The 21,010-nt window shown below is 63.6% G+C and carries 15 protein-coding genes; 6 read left to right on the forward strand and 9 right to left on the reverse strand.

Annotated elements, in window-relative coordinates; translation table 11 throughout:
* Positions 1-242: 242 nt before the first annotated feature.
* The 7 genes from LMTR21_RS37630 to LMTR21_RS37660 form a co-directional block, all read right to left on the reverse strand.
* Complete coding sequence (locus LMTR21_RS37630; RefSeq protein WP_065750840.1) at positions 243-2,204, reverse strand: acetyl-CoA carboxylase biotin carboxylase subunit; 1,962 nt, start codon at positions 2,202-2,204, stop codon at positions 243-245.
* 11 nt (positions 2,205-2,215) lie between these two features.
* Positions 2,216-3,832 (reverse strand): acyl-CoA carboxylase subunit beta, encoded by a 1,617-nt coding sequence (locus LMTR21_RS37635; protein WP_065750841.1) that lies wholly within the window; start codon positions 3,830-3,832, stop codon positions 2,216-2,218.
* A 98-nt stretch (positions 3,833-3,930) separates the two neighbouring features.
* Positions 3,931-4,797, reverse strand: coding sequence for a beta-keto acid cleavage family enzyme (locus tag LMTR21_RS37640; protein WP_065750842.1), 867 nt, complete (start codon positions 4,795-4,797; stop codon positions 3,931-3,933).
* Between the two features lie 87 nt (positions 4,798-4,884).
* Positions 4,885-5,679 (reverse strand): helix-turn-helix domain-containing protein, encoded by a 795-nt coding sequence (locus LMTR21_RS37645; RefSeq protein WP_065750843.1) that lies wholly within the window; start codon positions 5,677-5,679, stop codon positions 4,885-4,887.
* A 186-nt stretch (positions 5,680-5,865) separates the two neighbouring features.
* Positions 5,866-6,522, reverse strand: coding sequence for a glutathione S-transferase family protein (locus LMTR21_RS37650; RefSeq protein WP_065750844.1), 657 nt, complete (start codon positions 6,520-6,522; stop codon positions 5,866-5,868).
* Between the two features lie 36 nt (positions 6,523-6,558).
* A complete protein-coding gene (locus LMTR21_RS37655) occupies positions 6,559-7,710 on the reverse strand; it encodes an acyl-CoA dehydrogenase family protein (RefSeq protein WP_065750845.1) in 1,152 nt (383 codons plus the stop codon).
* 141 nt (positions 7,711-7,851) lie between these two features.
* Entirely contained in the window at positions 7,852-9,006 is a 1,155-nt protein-coding gene (locus LMTR21_RS37660; RefSeq protein WP_065750846.1) for an acyl-CoA dehydrogenase family protein, read from the reverse strand.
* Positions 9,007-9,217: 211 nt separating this feature from the next.
* On the opposite strand from LMTR21_RS37660, the gene LMTR21_RS37665 reads away from it, so the two are divergent.
* Entirely contained in the window at positions 9,218-10,432 is a 1,215-nt protein-coding gene (locus LMTR21_RS37665) for an ABC transporter substrate-binding protein (protein WP_065750847.1), read from the forward strand.
* A gap of 13 nt (positions 10,433-10,445) precedes the next feature.
* Here the strand turns inward: LMTR21_RS37665 and LMTR21_RS37670 are convergent, their stop codons facing one another.
* Complete coding sequence (locus tag LMTR21_RS37670; RefSeq protein WP_084030406.1) at positions 10,446-11,024, reverse strand: TetR/AcrR family transcriptional regulator; 579 nt, start codon at positions 11,022-11,024, stop codon at positions 10,446-10,448.
* Positions 11,025-11,138: 114 nt separating this feature from the next.
* On the opposite strand from LMTR21_RS37670, the gene LMTR21_RS37675 reads away from it, so the two are divergent.
* The 3 genes from LMTR21_RS37675 (at position 11,139) to LMTR21_RS37685 (ending at position 16,819) form a co-directional block, all read left to right on the forward strand.
* Positions 11,139-11,381: a hypothetical protein gene (locus tag LMTR21_RS37675; protein ID WP_065750848.1), complete on the forward strand. Its 243-nt coding sequence runs from the start codon at positions 11,139-11,141 to the stop codon at positions 11,379-11,381.
* A gap of 250 nt (positions 11,382-11,631) precedes the next feature.
* Entirely contained in the window at positions 11,632-15,063 is a 3,432-nt protein-coding gene (locus tag LMTR21_RS37680; protein ID WP_065750849.1) for an acyl-[ACP]--phospholipid O-acyltransferase, read from the forward strand.
* A 211-nt stretch (positions 15,064-15,274) separates the two neighbouring features.
* Complete coding sequence (locus tag LMTR21_RS37685) at positions 15,275-16,819, forward strand: acyl-CoA synthetase (protein WP_065750850.1); 1,545 nt, start codon at positions 15,275-15,277, stop codon at positions 16,817-16,819.
* Positions 16,820-16,945: 126 nt separating this feature from the next.
* Here LMTR21_RS37685 and LMTR21_RS37690 read toward each other — a convergent pair whose 3' ends face one another.
* Positions 16,946-17,710 (reverse strand): helix-turn-helix domain-containing protein, encoded by a 765-nt coding sequence (locus tag LMTR21_RS37690; protein ID WP_065750885.1) that lies wholly within the window; start codon positions 17,708-17,710, stop codon positions 16,946-16,948.
* Positions 17,711-17,958: 248 nt separating this feature from the next.
* On the opposite strand from LMTR21_RS37690, the gene LMTR21_RS37695 reads away from it, so the two are divergent.
* The gene (locus LMTR21_RS37695; protein ID WP_430642612.1) at positions 17,959-20,172 is read left to right on the forward strand and encodes a marine proteobacterial sortase target protein; all 2,214 of its coding nucleotides are present in this window, start codon (positions 17,959-17,961) and stop codon (positions 20,170-20,172) included.
* Between the two features lie 243 nt (positions 20,173-20,415).
* Positions 20,416-20,994, forward strand: coding sequence for a class GN sortase (locus LMTR21_RS37705; protein WP_065750886.1), 579 nt, complete (start codon positions 20,416-20,418; stop codon positions 20,992-20,994).
* Positions 20,995-21,010 lie beyond the last annotated feature (16 nt).

A 21,010-nucleotide genomic window follows, 5' to 3' on the forward strand; every position in this document is an offset into this window, starting at 1 on the left:
TCGTTTCGTAGGGTGGGCAAAGCCACCGGGTCGCGCGAATGCGCGCCCGATGACAGGCTCCGCGTGCCCACCATTTCACGCACGGCAAGAATGGTGGGCACGTCGCTTGCGCTCCTTTGCCCACCCTACGCAGCTGCGCCATACTCACCGTCATTGCGAGCGAAGCGAAGCAATCCATACCTCAACGCGGGGATAGATGGATTGCTTCGTCGCTGCGCTCCTGGCAATGACGGCGGAGGCAGCTACGCCGCCGCAATCTCCACGACGATCCTTCCCGTCGTCACCTGCTCGCCTTCGGCCACATCGATCGCCGACACCGTGCCCGCGACGCCTGCCGTGTGCACGTGCTCCATCTTCATCGCTTCCAGCGTCATCACCGGCTGGCCGGCGGCGACCTGATCGCCCGGCTGGACCAGCACCGCCACCACGCGGCCGTTCATCGCCGCGCGCACCTTGCCGTCGCCGCCAGCCGCGGTAGCCGACACGGGTGCCGCGAGAGTCAGGTCGCGGACCTCAGTTGTGACGCCGCGATGCAGAACGTAGAGCCGGTCGCCATCGCGCAAAAATCTTGCGGATTCCATCACGCCGTCGGTACGGAAGCGGATCGCGTCTGAGCCGAGTTCGTCGATCTCGAAACGATGTTCGCTGCCGTCGAGGATGGCGGTGTAGCCGCCATCGCGCTCACGTACGATGTCGACTTCAAGCACCCCACGACCGGGATCGATCCGCATCGTCAGCGGAAATGTCGCCGCCAGCGACCGCCCGCTTCGCCACGGCGGCGCATGCGGATTGGTGACGTAGAGCAACAGCGCCGCCAATGCGGCTTCCGCCTTGTCATTTGCGCGCGGCGCCAGCAGTTCGTCGCGATGATTGCCGATGAAGGCCGTGGTCGCCTCGCCCTTGGCGAAGGCGGCATGGCGGAGGCAGGAGATCAGAAATCCCTGATTGGTGGTCACGCCGAACGCGGCGATCTGCTCCAGGGCGCAGATCAAGCGGCCCCGCGCCTCGTTGCGGTCCGTGCCATGGCTGATGATCTTGGCGATCATCGAATCGTAGAACGGCGGGATTTCGGAGCCGGATTGCAGCGCGTGCTCGGCGCGGATGCCCTCAGGCATCTGCCACAGCGCCATGGCGCCGGACTGTGGCATGAAGTCATGGCCGGCGTCCTCCGAGCACAGCCGCACCTCGATGGCATGGCCGGAGAACTTCACGTCCTCCTGCCTCAGCCCGAGCGGCTCGCCTGCGGCGATGCGCAACTGCAGTTCGACCAGATCGAGCCCGGTGATCGCTTCGGTGACGGGATGCTCGACCTGCAGCCGTGTGTTCATTTCCATGAAATAGAACTCGCCGGACGGATCGAGCAGGAATTCCAGCGTGCCCGCGCCCTCATAGCCGATCGACTTGACCGCATTAACCGCGACCGCGCCCATCCGCGCCCGCAATTCGCCCGTCACCTTCGGCGAAGGCGCCTCCTCGATCAGCTTCTGATGCCGCCGCTGCACCGAGCAATCACGCTCGCCGAGATGGATGGCGTTGCCGTAGCGGTCGCCGAACACCTGGATCTCGATGTGGCGAGGATCGACGATGGCGCGCTCCAGGATGACGGCGGGATCGCCGAATGCGCCCTGCGCCTCCGACCGCGCGCTGCGCAGCGCATCCGGAAAGGCGGCGGCATCCGCGACCAGCCGCATGCCGCGCCCGCCGCCGCCGGCGACCGCCTTGATCATGACGGGGAAACCGATCTTTTTGGCCTCCGCCAGCATCACGGCGTCGCCCTGGTCCGCGCCCTGATAGCCTGATACGACAGGTACGCCCGCCTCGCGCATGATGTCCTTGGCGCCGGCCTTGTGGCCCATCGCCCGGATCGCCTCGGGCGACGGGCCGATGAATACCAGCCCGGCATCGCGACAGGCCTGGGCAAAATCCTCGTTCTCGGCGAGGAAGCCGTAGCCCGGATGCACCGCAGTCGCGCCACTGGCCCTGGCGGCGGCGATGATCGCATCGATGCGCAAGTAAGACTGCGCCGGCAATGCCTCGCCGATCCGCACCGCCGAATCGGCCTCGCGCACATGCAGCGCGTCGCGGTCGGCATCGGAATAGACCGCGACCACGCCATAGCCGAGCCGGCGCGCGGTGCGCATGACCCGCAGCGCAATCTCGCCGCGGTTGGCGACGAGGACCTTGAAGAACGGCGTCCGCTTCATTTGCATCCCGCTCACGGCCGCGCGACCGAAAATTGCATGCGCTGCGGCGTGCGGGCCTCGGCCTCACGGCAGATCGCCAGCACCTCGGCCAGCACGCTGCGGGTATCGCGGGGATCGATCACGCCGTCGTCGAGCACGCGGGCGCTGGTCGAGAACACGTCCATCTGGCCATCGAACACGCCGGTGATCTGCGCCTTCATCGCCTCCAGCTTTTCCTTCTCGATCGGCTTGCCGCGCCGCGCGGCGGCAGCCTCGGTCACGATCGCCATCGTTTCGGCCGCCTGTTCGCCGCCCATCACGGCGGTCTTGGCATTGGGCCAGGAGAAGCAGAAGCGCGGATGGAAGCCGCGCCCGCACATGCCGTAATTGCCGGCGCCGAACGACGCCCCGCAATAGATCGTGATCTGCGGCACCGTCGCCGACGTCACCGCCTGGATCATCTTGGAGCCGTGCTTGATCATGCCGGCTTCCTCGTAAGCCTTGCCGACCATGTAGCCGGTGGTGTTGTTCATATAGAGAATTGGCGTGCGCGACTGGCAGCAGGCCTGGATGAAATGCGTCGCCTTGTTGGCGCCGGGCACGTCGAGCGGACCGTTATTGGTGATGATGCCGATAGCCTGCCCTTCGATCCGGGCGTGGCCGCACACGGTCGCGGGGCCGTAGTTCGCGCCGAACTCGGTGAAATCCGAATCGTCGACGAACCGTGCGATAGCCTGACGCATGTCGACAGGACGCTTGTGGTCCATCGGCATGATACCGAGCAGTTCCTCCGCATCATAGCGCGGCGGCTTGAAGGAAGCTTCTGCCGGTCTCGGTCGATCCCACTCCAGATTGGCCATGATGTCGCGCGCGATGCGCAGTGCGTCGCGATCGTCTTCGGCCAGATAGTCGCCGAGGCCGGATATGGAGGTGTGCATCTCGGCGCCGCCGAGTTCCTCTTCGGTCGCGATTTCTCCCGTTGCCGCCTTCAGGAGCGGCGGCCCGGCGAGGAACGCGCGGGTGCGGCCGCGGACCATCACGATGTAGTCGGACAATCCCGTCTGATACGCGCCGCCAGCCGTTGACGATCCATGCGTCACGGTGACGACGGGCAAGCCGGCCGCCGACAGCCGTGCCAGATTGCGAAAAATGTTGCCGCCGCGGATAAAGTCCTCGACACGGTAGCGCAGCAGGTTGGCGCCGGCGCTTTCGACCAGTTGCACGTAAGGCAGCTTGTTTTCCAGCGCCAGTTCCTGCACCCGCAAGGTCTTGTCGAGACCGAATGGCTGCAGCGCGCCGGCGTCGATGCCGGAATCATTGGCGCTGACCATGCAGCGGATGCCGGAGACGAAGCCAATGCCCGCGATCACGCCCCCGCCGGGCACGCTCTTCTCCGCATCCGGAACGTCGAACATGTATCCGGCGAGCGTCGACAATTCGATGAAGGGCGAGCCGGGATCGAGCACCAGCGCCACGCGCTCGCGCGGCAACAATTGCCCGCGCTTGTGGAAGCGCTCCTTCGCCGCAGCGGACGCCGCCCGCGTGCGATCTTCGAGAGCGCGCATGCGGGTGATCAGCGCCAGCATGCCGTCGCGGTTGGCTTTGAATGCGGCGCTGGAAGGAACTATAGTACTTTCAATCGTTGCCATAGATTAAGTTTGCTCCGTCATTCCGGGGCGACACGAAGTGTCGAACCCGGAATCTCGAGATTCCGGGTTCACGCTTCGCGTGCCCCGGAATGACGACCTCAATGCCGTGTCCCGAAAATCGCCCGCGCCTCCGCCGGGCTCGCGATCTCGCGGCCGGCGCGCCGGGCGCAGGCGGCGATGGCTTCGACGAGTTGCCCGTTCGAGGTCACCTTGGTGCCGTCGGCGAGATAAAAAGTATCTTCCAGCCCGGTGCGCAGATGCCCGCCGAGATCGGCGCAGCGCTGGTGCAGCGGCCAGATTTCGGCGCGGCCGATCGCGGTGACCTGCCAATGCGCTTCCGGCAATTTCAGCTTCAGCAGGATCGGCAGCAATTCCGGATCGGCGGGCATGCCCGAGGCGACGCCCATGACGAAGTTATATTCGAGCGGACCGGAATACATGCCGGTCTGCCGGTACATGCCGACGCAACGGACGATGCCGACATCGAAACATTCGAATTCGGGAATCGTGCCGGCTTCCTTCATGACGTCGAGATAGTCCTGCACCTTCTCGACCGCGTTATCGAACATCATCGGCGGCCAGGCCCAGGTGTTGTCGGCCTTCACCTTGAGATAGTTCAGCGAGCCGGCGTTGCAGGCTGCGATCTCGGGCCTGGTCTCGCGCACGCAATCGAGCGCGCCCTGATATTTCGGGCCTGAGGTGCCCGTGGTGTGGTTGATGATGACGCCCGGACAGGCCTCGCGAATGGCCTGCTGGATTTCCTTGCTGACACTGACGTCCCAGGACGGCAGATGCCCCTTGTTCGGCTCCTGCTGGCGCAGATGAACGTGCATGATGCTGGCGCCGGCGTCGAAAGCCGCCTTGGCCTCGCGCGCCATCTGTTCCGGCGTAACCGGAACGTTATGCTGCTTCGGATCGGTCAGCACGCCGTTCAGCGCGCAGGTAATGACAGCCTTGTCGCCCATGGATCAGCCTTCGAATGCAAGACGGGATCGCGAAAAAATTCAGCGCGATCATGCGTTCCGCATCAGCCGGCTTCTTGCGTCCACCCGCTATCCGGCGCTCGCATGGCGGTGGCTATAGATCGCCAGATCGCGCGAGCCGGAAAAGATCGCGCGCGGCTTCAGGCCATAGAAGCGGCGGATCGAATGACTGAAATGCGTGGAGTCGGGATAGCCGATATCCTGCGCCAGATGCGCAAGGTTGATGTCCTGGTTGGCGAAGTGCAGCAGGTGCCGCGCCCGTTTCCAGGCACGGAACGAGCGGAACGAAATGCCGGTCTCTTCCTTGAACAGATGCAGGAATCGCGACGGCGATAGCCCCGCTTCCGCAGCGCAGCTGGCCGCCGTCACAGGCTCGCCGGAGAATTTTCCGATCTGCAGAATCGCGCGCGCCACGCGGGCATCGAGTTTGCGCTGTGGCAAGACTTCGCCAAGACATAGGGCGTCGAATTCGGCGCTGGAAAAGTCATTGCCTGCGTGATGCTCGCGCAGTTCGCGATAGGCCGCGCGGATGCGGCTGGCAAATATTGTGCCCTCCGGCCCCGCGAGACGCTGCGCCAGTTCTTCAAGCGCACCTGGGCGAACGCTCTCCGGCTCGATCACGACGCTGAGCACCGAGCGATGATCGCTGGCGATGGTGTGCCTGATGTTCGGCAACAGCGCGACCATATCGCCGTGGCTTTCCTGGCCGTCAGCGGTGGTGAGCCAGAGACCGCCTTCGATCGCGACATAGATGTTGAACCCGCCCGAACAGCGTTGCCGGGGCCGACCGAGCAGGCCGGCATAGAACACGCGCTCCGGGGTAATCAGCATCAGATGGCCGGATTTGTGGCCGGTATCGTCCATGGCTCGTCCTCCTCGCGCGGCTCTTTGGCCGCTGCGATGGGGTCAACCATAGCGGAAAATTGGGGACTGACTACGGCGGATTCCGTCATTCCGGGGCGATGCGAAGCATCGAACCCGGAATCTCGAGATTCTCAGGGGCGCAAGGGCGCCCCATAGTTCGCTTCGCGCCCCGGAATGACACAGCCATCACGCTCGTATGCGCGGCGCGACGTTTTGCTCGACACCCGCCTTGCGCTCGGCCGCAACCGCGCGCTGGTAGCCCTCGCGTTCCCGCAACCGGGCCCAATACGCCGCGACATTGGGCCCAAAATCCTTGGCGAGCCCGATATTGCCGGCGAGCCGCAGCGCATAACCATTGACGATGTCGGCGGCGGTGAAGCGGCCGGCGCACAGATTTTCGCCATTGGCGGTCGCTGCCTCAACCGCGCGCAGCCGGCCGAGGAACCATTTGGCGTAGTCGCCGGCCACTTGCGGGTTCCGCCGCTCTTCCGGCTCGAGCTGGCTGTATCTCAGCACCAGCGTTTGCGGAAAGGTCAGCGTGGCGTCGCTGAAATACATCCAGTTCAGGAAGGCGCCATAGGCCGGATCGTCCTGCCCGACCACCAGCGGCGTCGGGCCGTATTTGGTGCCGAGGTAGTAACAGATGCCGGATGACTCCGTCATCCTGGTCTCGCCGTCGATCATGAACGGAATCGTGCCGAGCGGATTGATCGCGAGATATTCCTTGGCCAGCACTCGCGGCGGGAATGGCAGCATCTTCAACTCGTAGGGCAGCCCCATCTCTTCCAGCATCCAGAGCGGACGGAACGAGCGCGCGCCGTCGCAGTGATAGAGCGTGATCATCAGGCATTCCTCATCGTTACTTTCGACCGTTTATTATTAGCTTTTCGGCAGCGTGCCCATCATCTTGCTCAGCACCGTCAGCATCACCTCGTCGGCACCGCCGCCGATCGAGGTCAGTCGGCTGTCGCGATAGGCGCGGCTGACCGGCGTCTCGTTCATGAAACCCATGCCGCCCCAGAATTGCAGGCAGGCGTCGGTGAGTTCGCGACCCAACCGGCCCGCCTTGAGCTTGGCCATGGTCGCAAGCCGCGTCACGTCTTCGCCCGCGATCAGCGCTTCGGCGGCACGATAGACCAGCGCGCGCAGCAGCTCGACTTCGGTCTGCATCTCTGCGAGCTTGAAATGAACCGTCTGGTTATCGAGGATCGACTTTCCGAACGCCTTGCGGTTGCGGGTGTATTCGATCGTCTCTGAGATGATGAACTCATGCGCCTTGAGGCAGGCGGCTGCGCCCCACAGCCGCTCCTCCTGGAACTGCACCATCTGGTAGGTAAAACCCTTGCCCTCCTCGCCGATCCGGTTGCGCTTGGGCACGCGGACATTGTCGAAGAAGATCTGCGCGGTGTCGGACGAGCGCATGCCCATCTTGTCGAGCTTGCGCGCGACCTGCACGCCCCTGGTTTTCATCGGTACGCAGATCAGCGACTTGTTGCGATGAACCTGGCCGTCGCTGGTATTGGCGAGCAGGCAGATCCAGTCGGCCTGCACGCCGTTGGTGATCCACATCTTGCCGCCATTGATGACGTAGTCGTCGCCGTCGGAGCGCGCCTGCGTCTTGATCGAGGCGACGTCGGAGCCGGCGCCCGGCTCGGAAACGCCGACGCAGGCGACCGCATCGCCCGCGATCGCAGGCGCCAGGAACTCGCGGCGCACGTCGTCGGAACCGAACCGCGCCAGCGCGGGGGTCGCCATATCGGTCTGCACCCCGATCGCCATCGGCACGCCGCCACACGTAATGGCGCCGAGCTCTTCCGCCATCATCAGCGCATAGGAGTAATCGAGCCCCTGGCCGCCGAACTCGACCGGCTTGTTCAGGCCGAGAAAGCCGAGATCGCCGAGCTTCTTGAACAGCTCATGCGCCGGGAAGATGTCGTTCTTCTCCCATTCGTCGACGAAGGGGTTGATCTCCGCGGCGATGAATTTTTGCAGGATACGGCGGGGTTCGTCGTGGTCGGCGGTGAAGAGCATCGTTCGTTTTTCTCCGTCATTCCGGGGCAGCCCAAAGGGCTGAACCCGGAATCTCGACATTGTCTGACTCATCTCCGGATTCTCCGATGTGCAATTGCACATCGTAGTTCGCGCTCTCGCGCGCCCCGGAATGACGGCGCATCACAACCCCATCTGCCTTGAGGCGAGATCCTTCATGATCTCCTCGGTGCCGCCGCCGATGGCATTAACCTTTACCTCGCGGTAGATGCGTTCGACCTTGACGCCGCGCATGAAGCCGGCGCCGCCGAAAATCTGCACCGCCTCGGACGCGCAGAACGCCATGGTCTGGGTGGCCTGGTTCTTCATCATGCAGATTTCGGCAACCGGGCTTTCGCCCTGTCCGAGCCGCCACGCCAGCATTTCCAGCATCGCCTGCGAGGCCGCAACCTTCTGCGCCATGTCGACCAGCTTGTGGCGGATCACCTGGTGCTGTGCGATCGGCTTGCCGAAGGTCTTGCGCTCCTTGGCGTAGGCAATCGCCTCCTCGACGCAGACGCGGGCATAGGCCGTGCAGCTCGCGGCCATGCCCATGCGCTCGCTGTTGAAATTGTGCATGATGATCTTGAAGCCCTGACCTTCCTCGCCGATCAGGTTTTCGCACCTTACGCGGCATTCGTCGAAATGCAGCGTTGCGGTATCCGACGCCCACCACCCCATCTTCTTCAGCTTCGTTCGCGACAGGCCCGGCGTATCGCCTTCGATCAGCAGCAGGCTGACGCCGCCCGGCCCCTCACCACCGGTGCGCACTGCGACGGTCAGATAGTCGGCCCGCATGCCCGACGTGATGAACGTTTTCTCGCCACTGACGACATAATGGTCGCCATCCCGCCGCGCCTTGGTGCGGAGGTTGGCGACGTCGGAGCCGCCGCTCGGCTCGGTGATCGCAAGGGCGGAAATCTTCTCGCCCGCCAGTACCTGCGGCAGCACGCGCGCCTTGACCTCCGGCCGCGCAGCGCGGGCGATCGGCGGCGAGCCGATGGTGTGGCTCATCAGGCTGGAGCTGACCCCGCCGGCGCCGGCGCGCGCCAGTTCCTGCGATGCCACGATTTTCATGAACTGGTCGGCAGGCACACCGCCAAATTCTTCGGGAAAGCCCAAGCCTAGTAACCCGATCTCGGATGCTTTCCGATAAAGCTCGCGCGGAAATTCGCCGGCCTCGTCCCATTCATGGGCATAGGGTTCGATCTCGCGCGACACGAAGCGACGCATCACATCGCGGAACGCTTCATGGTCCGCCGTATAGAACGGGCTTTGCACTTTTGTGCGCTCCAGCATGTTCTCCTCCCGAGGGATTACGATGCCGCGATTTGGCCGGCACAAACTTGCGTTGAGCGGCTGGCATTATCTTGCAGGCCGGCTCTGTTGCCGGTCGCTTTCCGGCGCATGCCGCGTCCAGCAACTGAACACAAGACCGATTTCCCGAGCATGCCCTAGCCTTGGCTCAAAACCAATAACATCATCGGCCATTCGCCGGGGAGGATGAAGCATGATCCGATCGAGCAAATTCGCCCTGGCATTCTTCTTTTCGCCATTCCTCGCCGTCACGGCCGCGACGACGGCCTTCGCCCAACACCCCGGCATCACGGATACCGAGATCAAGTTCGGCAACATCATGCCGTATAGCGGCCCGGCATCGGCACTCAGCGTCACCGGCAAGGCGTTTACAGCCTATTTCGACCTGATCAACGAGAAAGGCGGCGTCAACGGGCGCAAGCTTAACATGATCTCGCTCGACGACGGCTTCTCGCCGCCGAAGACGGTGGAGGCAACGCGCCGGCTGGTCGAGAGTGACGGCGTCGCCTTCATGTTCGGCACCATGGGCACCGCGCCGAGTTCGGCGACCGCGAAATATCTCAACGGCGCCAAGGTGCCGCATCTGTTCCTGATCAGCTCCGCTTCGAAATGGAACGACCCGGTCAACCAGCCCTGGCTGATGGCGCTGCCCTGGGCGCCGAATTATGTCGAGGAAGCCGGCATCGAGGTGCGCTTCGCTCGCGCCAAGAATCCCAATGCGCGCTTTGCGATCCTTTATCAGAACGACGACGCCGGAAAGGATTATCTGCGCGGCGTCAGGCAGGCGCTCGGTGCGGACGCCGACAAGGTGATCGCCATGGCTGCGAGTTTCGAGGTAGCGGATCCCACGGTGGATTCGCAGATCCTCACGCTCGCCAACACCAAGGCCGACGTGTTCCTGATCTACAGCGTGACGCCGCGGGCGTGCGCGCAGGCGATCCGAAAGGCGCACGAGACCGGCTGGCGGCCGATGCGCTTCATCTCCTCAGGCTGCGCCAACAAGGAATTGGTGATGGTGCCGGCGGGGCTTGAAGCGGCAACCGGCATCATGTCGGTCGGAGCGCTCAAACCCTATTCGAGTGACTCCACCGATTCCGACCTGGTCGCCTACCGGGAATTCATGAAGGCAAGGCTGCCCAATATCGATCCGGCCAATCTGGCGGCCGGCTATGGTTACATGGTGGCGCAGGCATTGGTCGTGGTGCTGACTCAGTGCAAGAACAACCTCAGTCGCGAAAACATCATGGCGCAGGCGGCCAACCTCAAGGACGTATCGCTGCCGATGCTGATGCCCGGCGTCAAGCTCAACACCTCGCCAAACGACTACCGTCCAATCAAGGATGGCTATATGGTCGAGTTTCGCGACAACCAGTTCACCGTGATCAGCGAATTGCTTCGCGGCTCCTGAACTGGCGGCAGGGTCAGACCTTGCCGTCTCGCGTCTTATCAAGAGAGATGCCCAGCCCCGCCAGGTGTGTATCCACGAATTGCGCCAACTGTTGGCGCAGCTTTTCCGGCGGCACCGCGACCATTCGCTCTTCCAGGCCGAGCGAAATGATGCCGTGCACGGCGGAGAACATCATCCGCGCCAGCAACGCCACCTCTTCCGGATTTCGGTCGGGCAAGAGCCGGACCATCGGCTCATGCATCAGAGCAAACGCCTGCATCACCATCTTCAGGATGTCTTCGGGGAAAGGCCGGTCGTCTTCCATCCGATGCTCGAACAGCGCGCGCAGAAGATTGGCGTGATCGGCCGCGAATGTCAGGTAGGCCTCGGCCAATCCGTGGAGTTGGCGGACCGGGTCTTCGGCAGGGACCGCGACCAGGCGGGCGGTCAGAGCCTGAACCGTCTCGCGATTAACGGTCAGGATCAGGCCGTCGAAGTCTCCAAACTCGTTATAGACGCTCCCGATCGAGCAATCGGCGGCCTCGGCGACATCCCGAACCTTCAATGATCTCAATCCATTAGCGGCAATTATGCCCCGTGCGGTCTCGATCATGAGATGGCGCCGCAAAGTTTTTTTGCGGTCCCGCAAAGATTCTTCTTGAGCATTGCTCACGTTTGGCCTATACATTTTGAACAATGTTCATTTTCAACCCCGGAGGATACCCAAATGCAAACCCTCGTTTCTCAGCTGACCACCACTTTCGTCGACGATGCCATCGAACTCGTGAAGGGATTTGGCAAGGTTATCGTCCACATCGCCACCGCGCCGATCGAGCGCATTGCCAATGCCTGCGACGTCGGCGGGGTTCTGACCCGCCGGCAATCGGCGCGTCGCCAGCGCGCGACGCCCTATCGTGCTCGCGGCCTGCGGAAGCTCTCGCCGTTCGCTTCGCTCCACCATTTGACCTGAGGCGCGGCCATTTTGCTTCAAATGTGTCTCCGTTCGTAAGAAAGGGGTCACTATGCCGCAGCAAAGCCTCCACCACGTCCCGCGCACCAATGTCCGGATAACTTTCCGTACAACCTTTCAATGCAAGCGTGCCCGGCGACCACTTCGCGCATTCGCCACACCTTTCACGCGACCGACGACGCTCACGTTAGCAGCTCACGATTTGCAGACCACATCCGGGATTGCCCGGCCGAAGTAACAGGAAATAGTCATGATCAGGGAATTGCTGTCCTCTCGCCGCTTCGCCCCGCTGTTCTGGTCGCAATTCTGCTCGGCATTGAACGACAATGTGCTGAAGAATGCACTCGTCATCATGCTGCTCTATGGCGTGGCCACTGAGGAGGGCGCTCCACTGGTGACGTTGGCCGGTGCGGCCTTCATCTTTCCCTTTTTCGTGCTGTCAGCGCTCGGCGGCGAACTGGCCGACAAATTCGTCAAAATGAACGTCGCGCGACGCCTGAAGTTCGCCGAAATATTTGCCGCCTGCTTTGCGGCCGCCGGCTTCTACATGCATTCGATCCCACTGCTGTTCGTGGCGCTGGCGCTGTTCGGCGTGATAGCCGCGCTGTTCGGCCCGGTGAAATACGCGATCCTTCCCGACCAGCTATCGGTTTCGGAACTCGCAAGCGGCAACGCCCTCGTCGAGGGCGCGACCTTCATGGCGATCTTGATCGGCACGATCGCCGGCGGTGTGTTCGTTGCAGGCGCCTCGCATATGGCGTGGATTTGCCTGGCCGTGGTCGGGCTGTCGATCCTGTCCTGGGCGTTCGCGGCCCGTATCCCCGTGACCCAGCCGTCCGCGCCTGATCTCTTGATCACAGCCAATCCTTGGACCTCCACGGTTCGTCTTTTGAAGACGCTCTACGCCGAACCGCGCCTGTGGGACGGCATGATCATCGTGTCCTGGTTCTGGATGGTCGGCGCGATTGTGCTGTCGCTGCTGCCCGCGCTGGTCAAAGGCGGCGTCGGCGGCACCGAAGGCGTCGTGACGATCTGCCTCGCCGTGTTCGCGATCGGCATTGCTGCGGGCTCGCTGTTTGCCGCGCAGCTCAGCCACGACCGCCCGAATCTCGCGCTGGTGCCGATCGGCGCGATCGTGATGGGTATCGTCGGCCTCGATCTGGCATGGGCCATCGGAAGCACGGTGCGCGGTGTAGACGTAACAGCCGCTGCATTCATCACCTCTTTTGCCGGTGTCCGGATGCTGGTCGACTTCTTCCTGTTCGCGTTTGGCGGCGGCTTGTTCGTGGTACCGTCCTTCGCTGCGGTCCAGGCATGGTCTGCGCCGTCGGAGCGGGCCCGCGTGATCGCGGCCGGCAACGTGCTGCAGGCTGCCTTCATGGTGGTCGGCTCATTGCTCGTCGCGGGCTTGCAGGCGGTTGGCCTTCCGGTCGCCTGGATCTTCTTCGGCCTTGCGATCGCAAGCTTTGGCTCGGTCTGGTTCGTGCTCGGCAAATGGGGCCGCGAAGGCGTGCGCGACTTCGGCGCGCTGCTGTTTCGTGCGCTGTTCCGCGTCGAGGTCCGCGGCATGGAGAATCTGCCGCCGGCCGGCACCCGCATGCTGATCGCGCCGAACCATGTCAGCCTGATCGATGGCCCGCTGTTGCATGCAACGCTGCCGATCGACGCCAGCTTTGCCGTCGACACCGGGATCTCCAAGGCGTGGTGGGCGAAGCCGTTCCTGAAGCTGATCAAGCACTACACCATGGATCCGACCAAGCCGCTGGCGGCGCGCGACCTGATCAAGCTGGTGGCATCGGGCGAGCCGGTGGTGATTTTCCCGGAGGGGCGCATCACCGTCTCGGGTTCGCTGATGAAGGTTTACGACGGCACTGCGATGATCGCCGACAAGGCCGATGCGGTCGTTGTGCCCGTCCGCATCGAAGGCGCGCAGCGTTCGCGTCTGAGCTACCTCAAGAATGGCGAGATCAAGCGCTCGTGGTTCCCCAAGGTGACGATCACGATCCTGCCGCAGGTGAAATTGTCGATCGACCCATCGTTGAAGGGCAAGATCCGCCGCAACGCGGCAGGCGCCGCGCTGCAGGACGTCATGATCGACGCCGTGGTCAGGAACGCGATGCTCGACCACACCCTGTTCGAAGCGCTGGCGCATGCCCACCGCGATCGCGATACCGGCAAGCCGATCATCGAGGACGCGCTCGGCACCAAACTAACCTATGGCAAAATGATCCTCGGCGCCCAGGTGTTGAGCCGCAAGCTCGAGCAGGGCACCAGAGCCGGCGAAAATGTCGGCGTGCTGCTGCCGAATTCGGCCGGCGTCGCCGTCGTGTTCATGGCGCTTCAGACCATCGGCCGCGTGCCGGCGATGCTCAATTTCTCCGCCGGCCCGGTCAACGTGCTGGCGGCGATGCAGGCCGCGCAAGTGAAGACCGTGCTGACCTCGAAGGCGTTTATCGAGAAGGGCAAGCTCGACAAGCTGATCGCTGCCATCGCCGGACAGGCCAGGGTCGTGTACCTGGAGGACGTGCGGGCCGGCATCGGTTCGCTCGACAAGGTCCGCGGACTGCTCGCCGGTACCGCGCCGCGGGTGGCGCGCAAGGCGGACGATCCGGCGGTGGTCCTGTTCACATCGGGCTCGGAAGGCACGCCCAAGGGTGTCGTGCTCTCCCATCGCAACATCCTGGCCAATGCGGCCCAGGCGCTGGCGCGGGTCGATGCCAATGCCCATGACAAGGTATTCAACGTGCTTCCCGTGTTCCACTCCTTTGGCCTGACGGGGGGAATGATGATGCCGATGCTGGCCGGCATTCCAATCTTCATGTACCCGTCGCCGCTGCATTACCGGATCGTACCGGAACTGATCTACCAGACCGGCGCCACCATCCTGTTCGGCACCGATACCTTCCTCTCCGGCTATGCGCGCTCGGCCCATGCCTACGACTTCCGCACCTTGCGTCTCGTGATCGCCGGCGCGGAAGCGGTGAAGGACCGCACACGGCAAGTCTATATGGAGCGCTACGGCATCCGCATCCTCGAGGGTTACGGCGTCACCGAGACCGCGCCCGTGCTCGCGATGAACACGCCGATGGCGAATCGGCCGGGCACCGTCGGCCGGCTGTCGCCGCTGATGGAAGCCCGCCTCGATCCCGTTCCCGGAATCGAGGAAGGCGGGCGTCTGTCGGTGCGCGGGCCCAACGTGATGCTCGGATATCTGCGTGCGGAAAACCCCGGCGTGCTGGAGCCGCTCGCCGGCGGCTGGCACGACACCGGCGACATCGTCGCCATCGATGCGGCCGGCTTCATCGCCATCAAGGGCCGCGCCAAACGCTTCGCCAAGATTGCCGGCGAGATGGTCTCGCTGTCGGCGGTCGAAGCCATGGCCGCAGCGCTGTGGCCACAGGCGATGTCGGTTGCGGTGTCTATTCCCGATGCACGCAAGGGCGAGCGGATCGTGCTCCTGACCACGCAGAAGGATGCCGAGCGCTCGGCTATGCAGCGCCAGGCCAAGACCGTCGGCGCGTCCGAACTGGCAGTGCCGGCGGATATCCGCGTGGTCGGCAACGTGCCACTGCTGGGCTCCGGCAAGACCGACTATGTCGGCGCGACCAACCTCGCCAAGGAGCTTGCGACGCCAGCCGAGCCGGTGCGGCAACAGGAGGTTGCTGAAGAGGAAGTCGCATAAAATTATCGCGTCGCCGCGGGATCAGTGACGATCCTGCGGCGTGTCTGCCAAGGCTGGTTAGCCAAGGTCGTCGCGGCGCCGCGTGGAAATGCCCGAACAGTCCGCCCCAGCCACTCCACGCAAGACAGCATCCCTGCTGACTGCTCATCTGCTGAATGGAATGCCGTCAAGCACAACAGGCGGCGCTAGACCGCTGGATGTGGAGGGAGATGTGTCCGTACGCCATTACGACTGGATCGCGCATTTCGGCCGCCGCACGCCGGACAAGATTGCGGCCGTCGACCTCGCGAGCGACCGCCGCCTTTCCTATGGCCAGTTCAACGCGCGTATCTCGCGTCTTGCTACCCATCTGCGCGACATGCTCGGCGTCAAGCGCGGCGATCGCGTTGCCGTTCTGGCACTGAACACCACCGATACCTTAGAGGTGCAGTTCGCCTGCGGCCGCCTCGGCGCGGTGTTCCTGCCCTTGAACACACGGCTTACGGTACCCGAACTGCAGTTCATCGTTGGCGACGCCTCGCCGAGCGTGATGATCCACGACACTGATCTTGCCGAAATTGCGCTGACGGTCGCCAAGCTCTGCGAGGTGTCGTCGACACTGCTGTTGGGCGCAGGTGGCAGCTATGAAGCTGCGATCGCCGCCTCGAAACCACTCGACAAATTCGAACCCGTCACCCACGACGATATCTCGACCATCATGTACACGTCAGGCACGACGGGCCTGCCCAAGGGGGCGATCATCACCCATGGCATGACGTTCTGGAACTGCGTCAATCTCGGCGGGCCCGCCTATGTCTCGCCGTCGACGGTGCTGCTCACCGTGCTGCCGCTGTTTCATACCGGCGGGCTCAATTGCTACACCAACCCGGTGCTGCATGCCGGCGGCACCGTGCTGATCATGCGCGCGTTCGATCCCGGTGTGGCGCTGCAACTGATCAGCGATCCCGCTCGCGGCATTACCCAGTTCTTCGGCGTGCCGTCGATCTACCAGTTCATGGCGCAGCATCCGTCGTTCGCGACGTCCGATTTCAGCCGCCTCGTGATCGGCGGCGTCGGCGGCGCGCCGATGCCGGTACCGCTCCTGAAAGTGTGGGAAGAGCGCGGCGTCGCTCTCCAGCAGGGATATGGCATGACCGAAACGTCGCCGGCGGTGCTGGCGCTCGACCGCGAAGACGCCGCGCGCAAGGCCGGTTCATCCGGCAAGCCGGTGCTGCATACGGAAGTACGGATCGTGCGCCCCGACGGAACAGATGCGGATGTCGGCGAGCTCGGCGAACTCTGGGTCAGGGGACCGAACGTCACGCCCGGCTACTGGAACCGGCCGGACGCCAACCAGTCATCCTTCACCGACGGCTGGCTGCACACCGGCGACGCCACGCGTATCGATGAAGAGGGCTTCTACTACATCGTGGACCGCTGGAAGGACATGTACATTTCCGGCGGCGAGAACGTCTATCCGGCCGAAGTCGAGAGCGTGCTGCATCAGCTTCCCGCGATTGCCGAGGCTGCCATCATCGGCGTGCCCAACGAGCAGTGGGGCGAGGTCGGCATGGCGATCGTGGCGGTGAAGCCCGGCCATACGCTGACGCCGGCCGAAATTCACGCCCATTGCGCGGCAAATCTGGCGCGGTTCAAATGCCCAAGGCTGATCGAGTTCGTCGACGCGCTGCCGCGCAATGCGACGGGAAAGATTCACAAGCCGACGCTGCGACAGAAATTCAACGCGCCAAAGGCGACGGACAAGCTGGCGTCGTAACGCCTTGTCATGCCCCGCGAAGGCGGGGCATCCAGTAACCACCGGCAGAAGTGATTGAACCGAACCGCCGCGGCGTACTGGATCGTCCGCATTCGCGGACGATGACGGGCGGGGGATTAGATAGAACTATCCCTGCATGAACAGCGCAAACGATTCATCCGTCGTTCGCCGCAAATGCTGGCGGTACAGCGCGAAATTGGGATCGTCGGACGAAATCCTGCCAAAGGTCGGGTTAGCCACCATCTTGATCGGCAGATAGGCGATAGGCGCCGCGATCGGCGTCAGCAACGAGCCGCGCCCCGCGAGCAGCGTCGTGATGATCCCGTACATCTCGCCCGAAATCGCCAGGTGCGCCACCGTGATCAGGCGATGCTGGCCATGCCGGTTGGTGACGAGATAAATGTGTCTCGACTGGTTCGGCACCGCGACTTCGCCGAACTGGGTGAACGCTGCGTCCTGCCGCTCGCTCTCGTGAAACACCAGCGATGACGCCGCGGCATCCCAGGTGATCTCGGTGCGATAGGCGAAGATTGCGTCCTTGTCGCCGAACGACGGACGCACCGTGACATAGGTTCCTTCGATCCACGCCACCGCGCGGCGCGAATAGGCGCCGAGGCTATCGGGCGCAACCTCGCCGTTGACGGCAGCGACAGGCGCAGGCGCCTCCGGCATCTTGCGCAGGGAAACGCCGAGCGCCTGTTCGAGGCGGACGGTGGTGGCCAGCGTGAACGGGCGGCGGCCGCCCAGCACCTTTTCCAGCGTGGAAAGGCTGAGTTTTGCCAGTTCGGCCAGAGACTGCCGGGAGATGCGGCGGCGGGCGAGCTCTTCGCGAATGGTGTCGGCAATCTGCCGGCTCTGCTCGGCGGAAAGCTGCTTGTCCGGCACTGGCATCGTCATCCCTGCTTCAACTTCCGCCATTGTACCAGACGCACAATCCATCACAAACCCGCACGAATCCGTCTCAGCTGTGGCGGCGCGCGGTGGCCGGCGACGGAACAAGGCCGATCATTCCGCTCGCGCCAAATCGCTGAATTCCACACCCTCTCACGAGCGAAATCGCCGTTCGGGAGTTGCACGACATGACTACATGCGATGAAATTGAGGCCGACAAACGCAGCGAACAGCCCAGCCTGATCGGGATGGTGCTGTTCTTCGTGATGCATGGCGTTGCCGTAATCCTGGTCGGGTTTGCGGCATTATTTTTGAGCTTTCAGCCGGTGTGGTCGGCGGAGCGCCTGCAGTCGGCGTTCCTCAAGCCCGGCGACGCGCGCGCCGGCTCGCTGCTGCTCAAGATCGACGAGGGCTATGCCGACGCTTCGCGGCTCGGCGTCGACGTCGATCTCACCGTATCCGGCCCCACCGTTCGCGCCCGCGTCACACAAATCTTCCGCAACCCTTCGAAAGACTGGGTCGAGGCGATCTATGTCTATCCGTTGCCGGCAGGCGGCGCGGTCGATTCGCTGAAGATGGTGATCGGTGATCGCGTCGTGGTCGGCGACATCAAGGAGCGGCAGCAGGCAAAGATCATCTACGAACAGGCGAAGCAGAGCGGGCACAAGGCGGCGCTGACCGAACAGGAGCGGCCGAACATCTTCACCAACTCCGTCGCCAATATCGGCCCCGGCGAAACCGTGCTGGTGCAGATCGAGTATCAGGAGCCGGTACGGCAATCCGGCGACGAGTTCTCGCTGCGGGTGCCGATGGTGGTTGCCCCGCGCTACAATCCCGCGCCCGTCGTGCAGAGCGTCGATTTCAAGCCTGATGGCGGCGGCTGGGGTTCGGCCAAATCCGATCCCGTGCCGGATCGCGACCGCATCTCGCCCGAAGTGCTCGACCCCGCCACCAACGCGCCGGTTAATCCGACCCGCATCACCGTGCGGCTGCAGGCCGGCTTCCCGCTCGGCGAGGTCAAGAGCCATCACCATGCAGTCAAGACCGAGAAACCCGACGCCAGCACGAGCATCATCCGCCTTGCCGAAGGTCCGGTGCCGGCGGACCGCGATTTCGAACTGAGCTGGAAGCCGGCGGCCGAGAAGGCGCCATCGGTCGGGCTGTTCCGCGAGCACGTCGGCGACAGCGATTACCTGCTGGCGTTCGTCACGCCGCCTTCCGTCGAGCAGGCGCAGCAGAAACCGCTGCCGCGCGAAGTCATCTTCGTGATCGACAATTCCGGCTCGATGGGCGGCGTCTCGATCATCCAGGCCGAGGCGAGCCTCATCTATGCGCTCGGCCGCCTGCAGCCGAATGACCGGTTCAACGTGATCCGCTTCGATCACACCATGGATATGCTGTTCCCGTCAGCGGTGCCCGCAAACAGGGAGCACATCGGGCGGGCCACTTCCTTCGTCGGCGCGCTGCAGGCCAATGGCGGCACTGAAATGGTGCCGGCGATGCGCGCGGCGCTGTCGGACAACAGCGGCGACGCCGGTTACGTCCGTCAGGTCGTATTCCTCACCGACGGCGCCATCGGCAACGAGCAGCAATTGTTCGAAACCATCAGTGCGCTGCGCGGCCGCTCCCGTGTCTTCATGGTGGGCATCGGCTCGGCGCCGAACACCTATCTGATGACGCGCGCCGCCGAACTCGGCCGCGGCACCTTCACCCATATCGGCGCGGTCGAGCAGGTCGAGGACCGCATGCGCAGCCTGTTTGCCAAGCTGGAGAATCCCGCGGTGACCAACCTGACCGCGAAATTCTCCGATGCCACGGCCGACATCACGCCGGTTGCAATTCCGGATGTCTACCGCGACGAGCCACTGGTGCTGGCCGCAAAACTCGACAAGCTCGCCGGCTCGGTCGAGATCAAGGGCCGCATCGGCGATCGTCCCTGGAGCGTCACCCTTCCGCTGGCGAACGCGGCCGAAGGCAAGGGCCTGTCAAAACTTTGGGCGCGCCGCAAGATTGCGGATGCCGAAGTGGCACGCACCACACGGCAGGCGAGCCCGGAAGATGCCGACAAGACCATTCTGGCGCTGGCGCTCGAGCATCAGCTTGTCACGCGGCTGACCAGCCTGGTCGCCGTCGACAAGACGCCGAGCCGTCCGCAAGGCGAGGCGCTCAAGGTTTCGGAACTGCCGATCAACCTGCCCGCCGGTTGGGATTTTGAGAAGGTGTTCGGCGAACGCCCGCGCATGCCGGCAACGCCTGTGGAACGGCGTGCCGATACGGAGGAGGCGAGGGTTCAGATTGCGGCGCTGAAGCGGGTGCAGCCTGTCGTCACCCCGGCGCCCAACACGGTGACGCTGCCGAAGACCGCAACGGATGCCGAGTTGAAGATGATTGCGGGTGTGATCCTGCTCACTTTCAGCCTGATCCTGCTGGTGTTCAATCGACGTCAGATGTCACGGTGTTGACGTCGGCTGAAAGGAGGAGGCCCCCCTACCTTCTCTTTCCAGAGCGCGCGCGGCTCCACCCGTCCCCCAAGGCCGCGCGCGCCCCCTTTTTTCTTTTGCTGTCATTCCGGGATGGTCCGAAGGACCAGACCTCAGGTGCGCAATTGCGCACCGGGGAATCTCGAGATTCCGGGTTCGATGCTTCGCATCGCCCCGGAATGACGATGCGAGATCGCTTCGCTCGCAATGACGGAGACGTTCCCCATGCCCCGCTTTATCCTCCCTCTCCTTCTCGCCATCATCGGCCTGATCCTGTTCGGTCAGGGCGCCTACATCCACGCCAAGGCGCTGGTTGCTCAGGTGCTGCTGGAACGCGCCTTCGACAAAACCATCGCCACCGGACACGAGACAAAGCCATGGTCATGGGCCGACTCGTGGCCGGTCGCGCGCATCGAAGTGAAGCGGCTTCATGCCAGCGCCATCGTGCTCGCCGGCAGCAGCGGCCAGGCACTCGCCTTCGGTCCCGGCCATGTCGAACGCACGCCCGACGCCGGCGAGCGCGGCGTCGCCGTTTATTCAGCGCATCGCGATACGCATTTCGCTTTCCTGAAGAACGTTGTCACGGGCGACGAAATCGAGGTGACGCGAAGCGACGGCAAGCGCTTCCGCTACCGAGTGGATGCCACCTCGGTCGTGCGCTTCGACGCGTCCGGCATCTATCCGCTCGCGGATGGATATCATCTGGTGCTGTCGACCTGCTGGCCATTCGAGACGCTGACGCCGGGGCCAGAACGCTATCTTGTGCACGCCACCATGATTGAGTCCGCATTGCAGCCGCACTGAATTCTCCGCCAGCCGG

Origin of the sequence: Bradyrhizobium paxllaeri (assembly GCF_001693515.2) — a bacterium.
Lineage (GTDB): Bacteria > Pseudomonadota > Alphaproteobacteria > Rhizobiales > Xanthobacteraceae > Bradyrhizobium > Bradyrhizobium paxllaeri.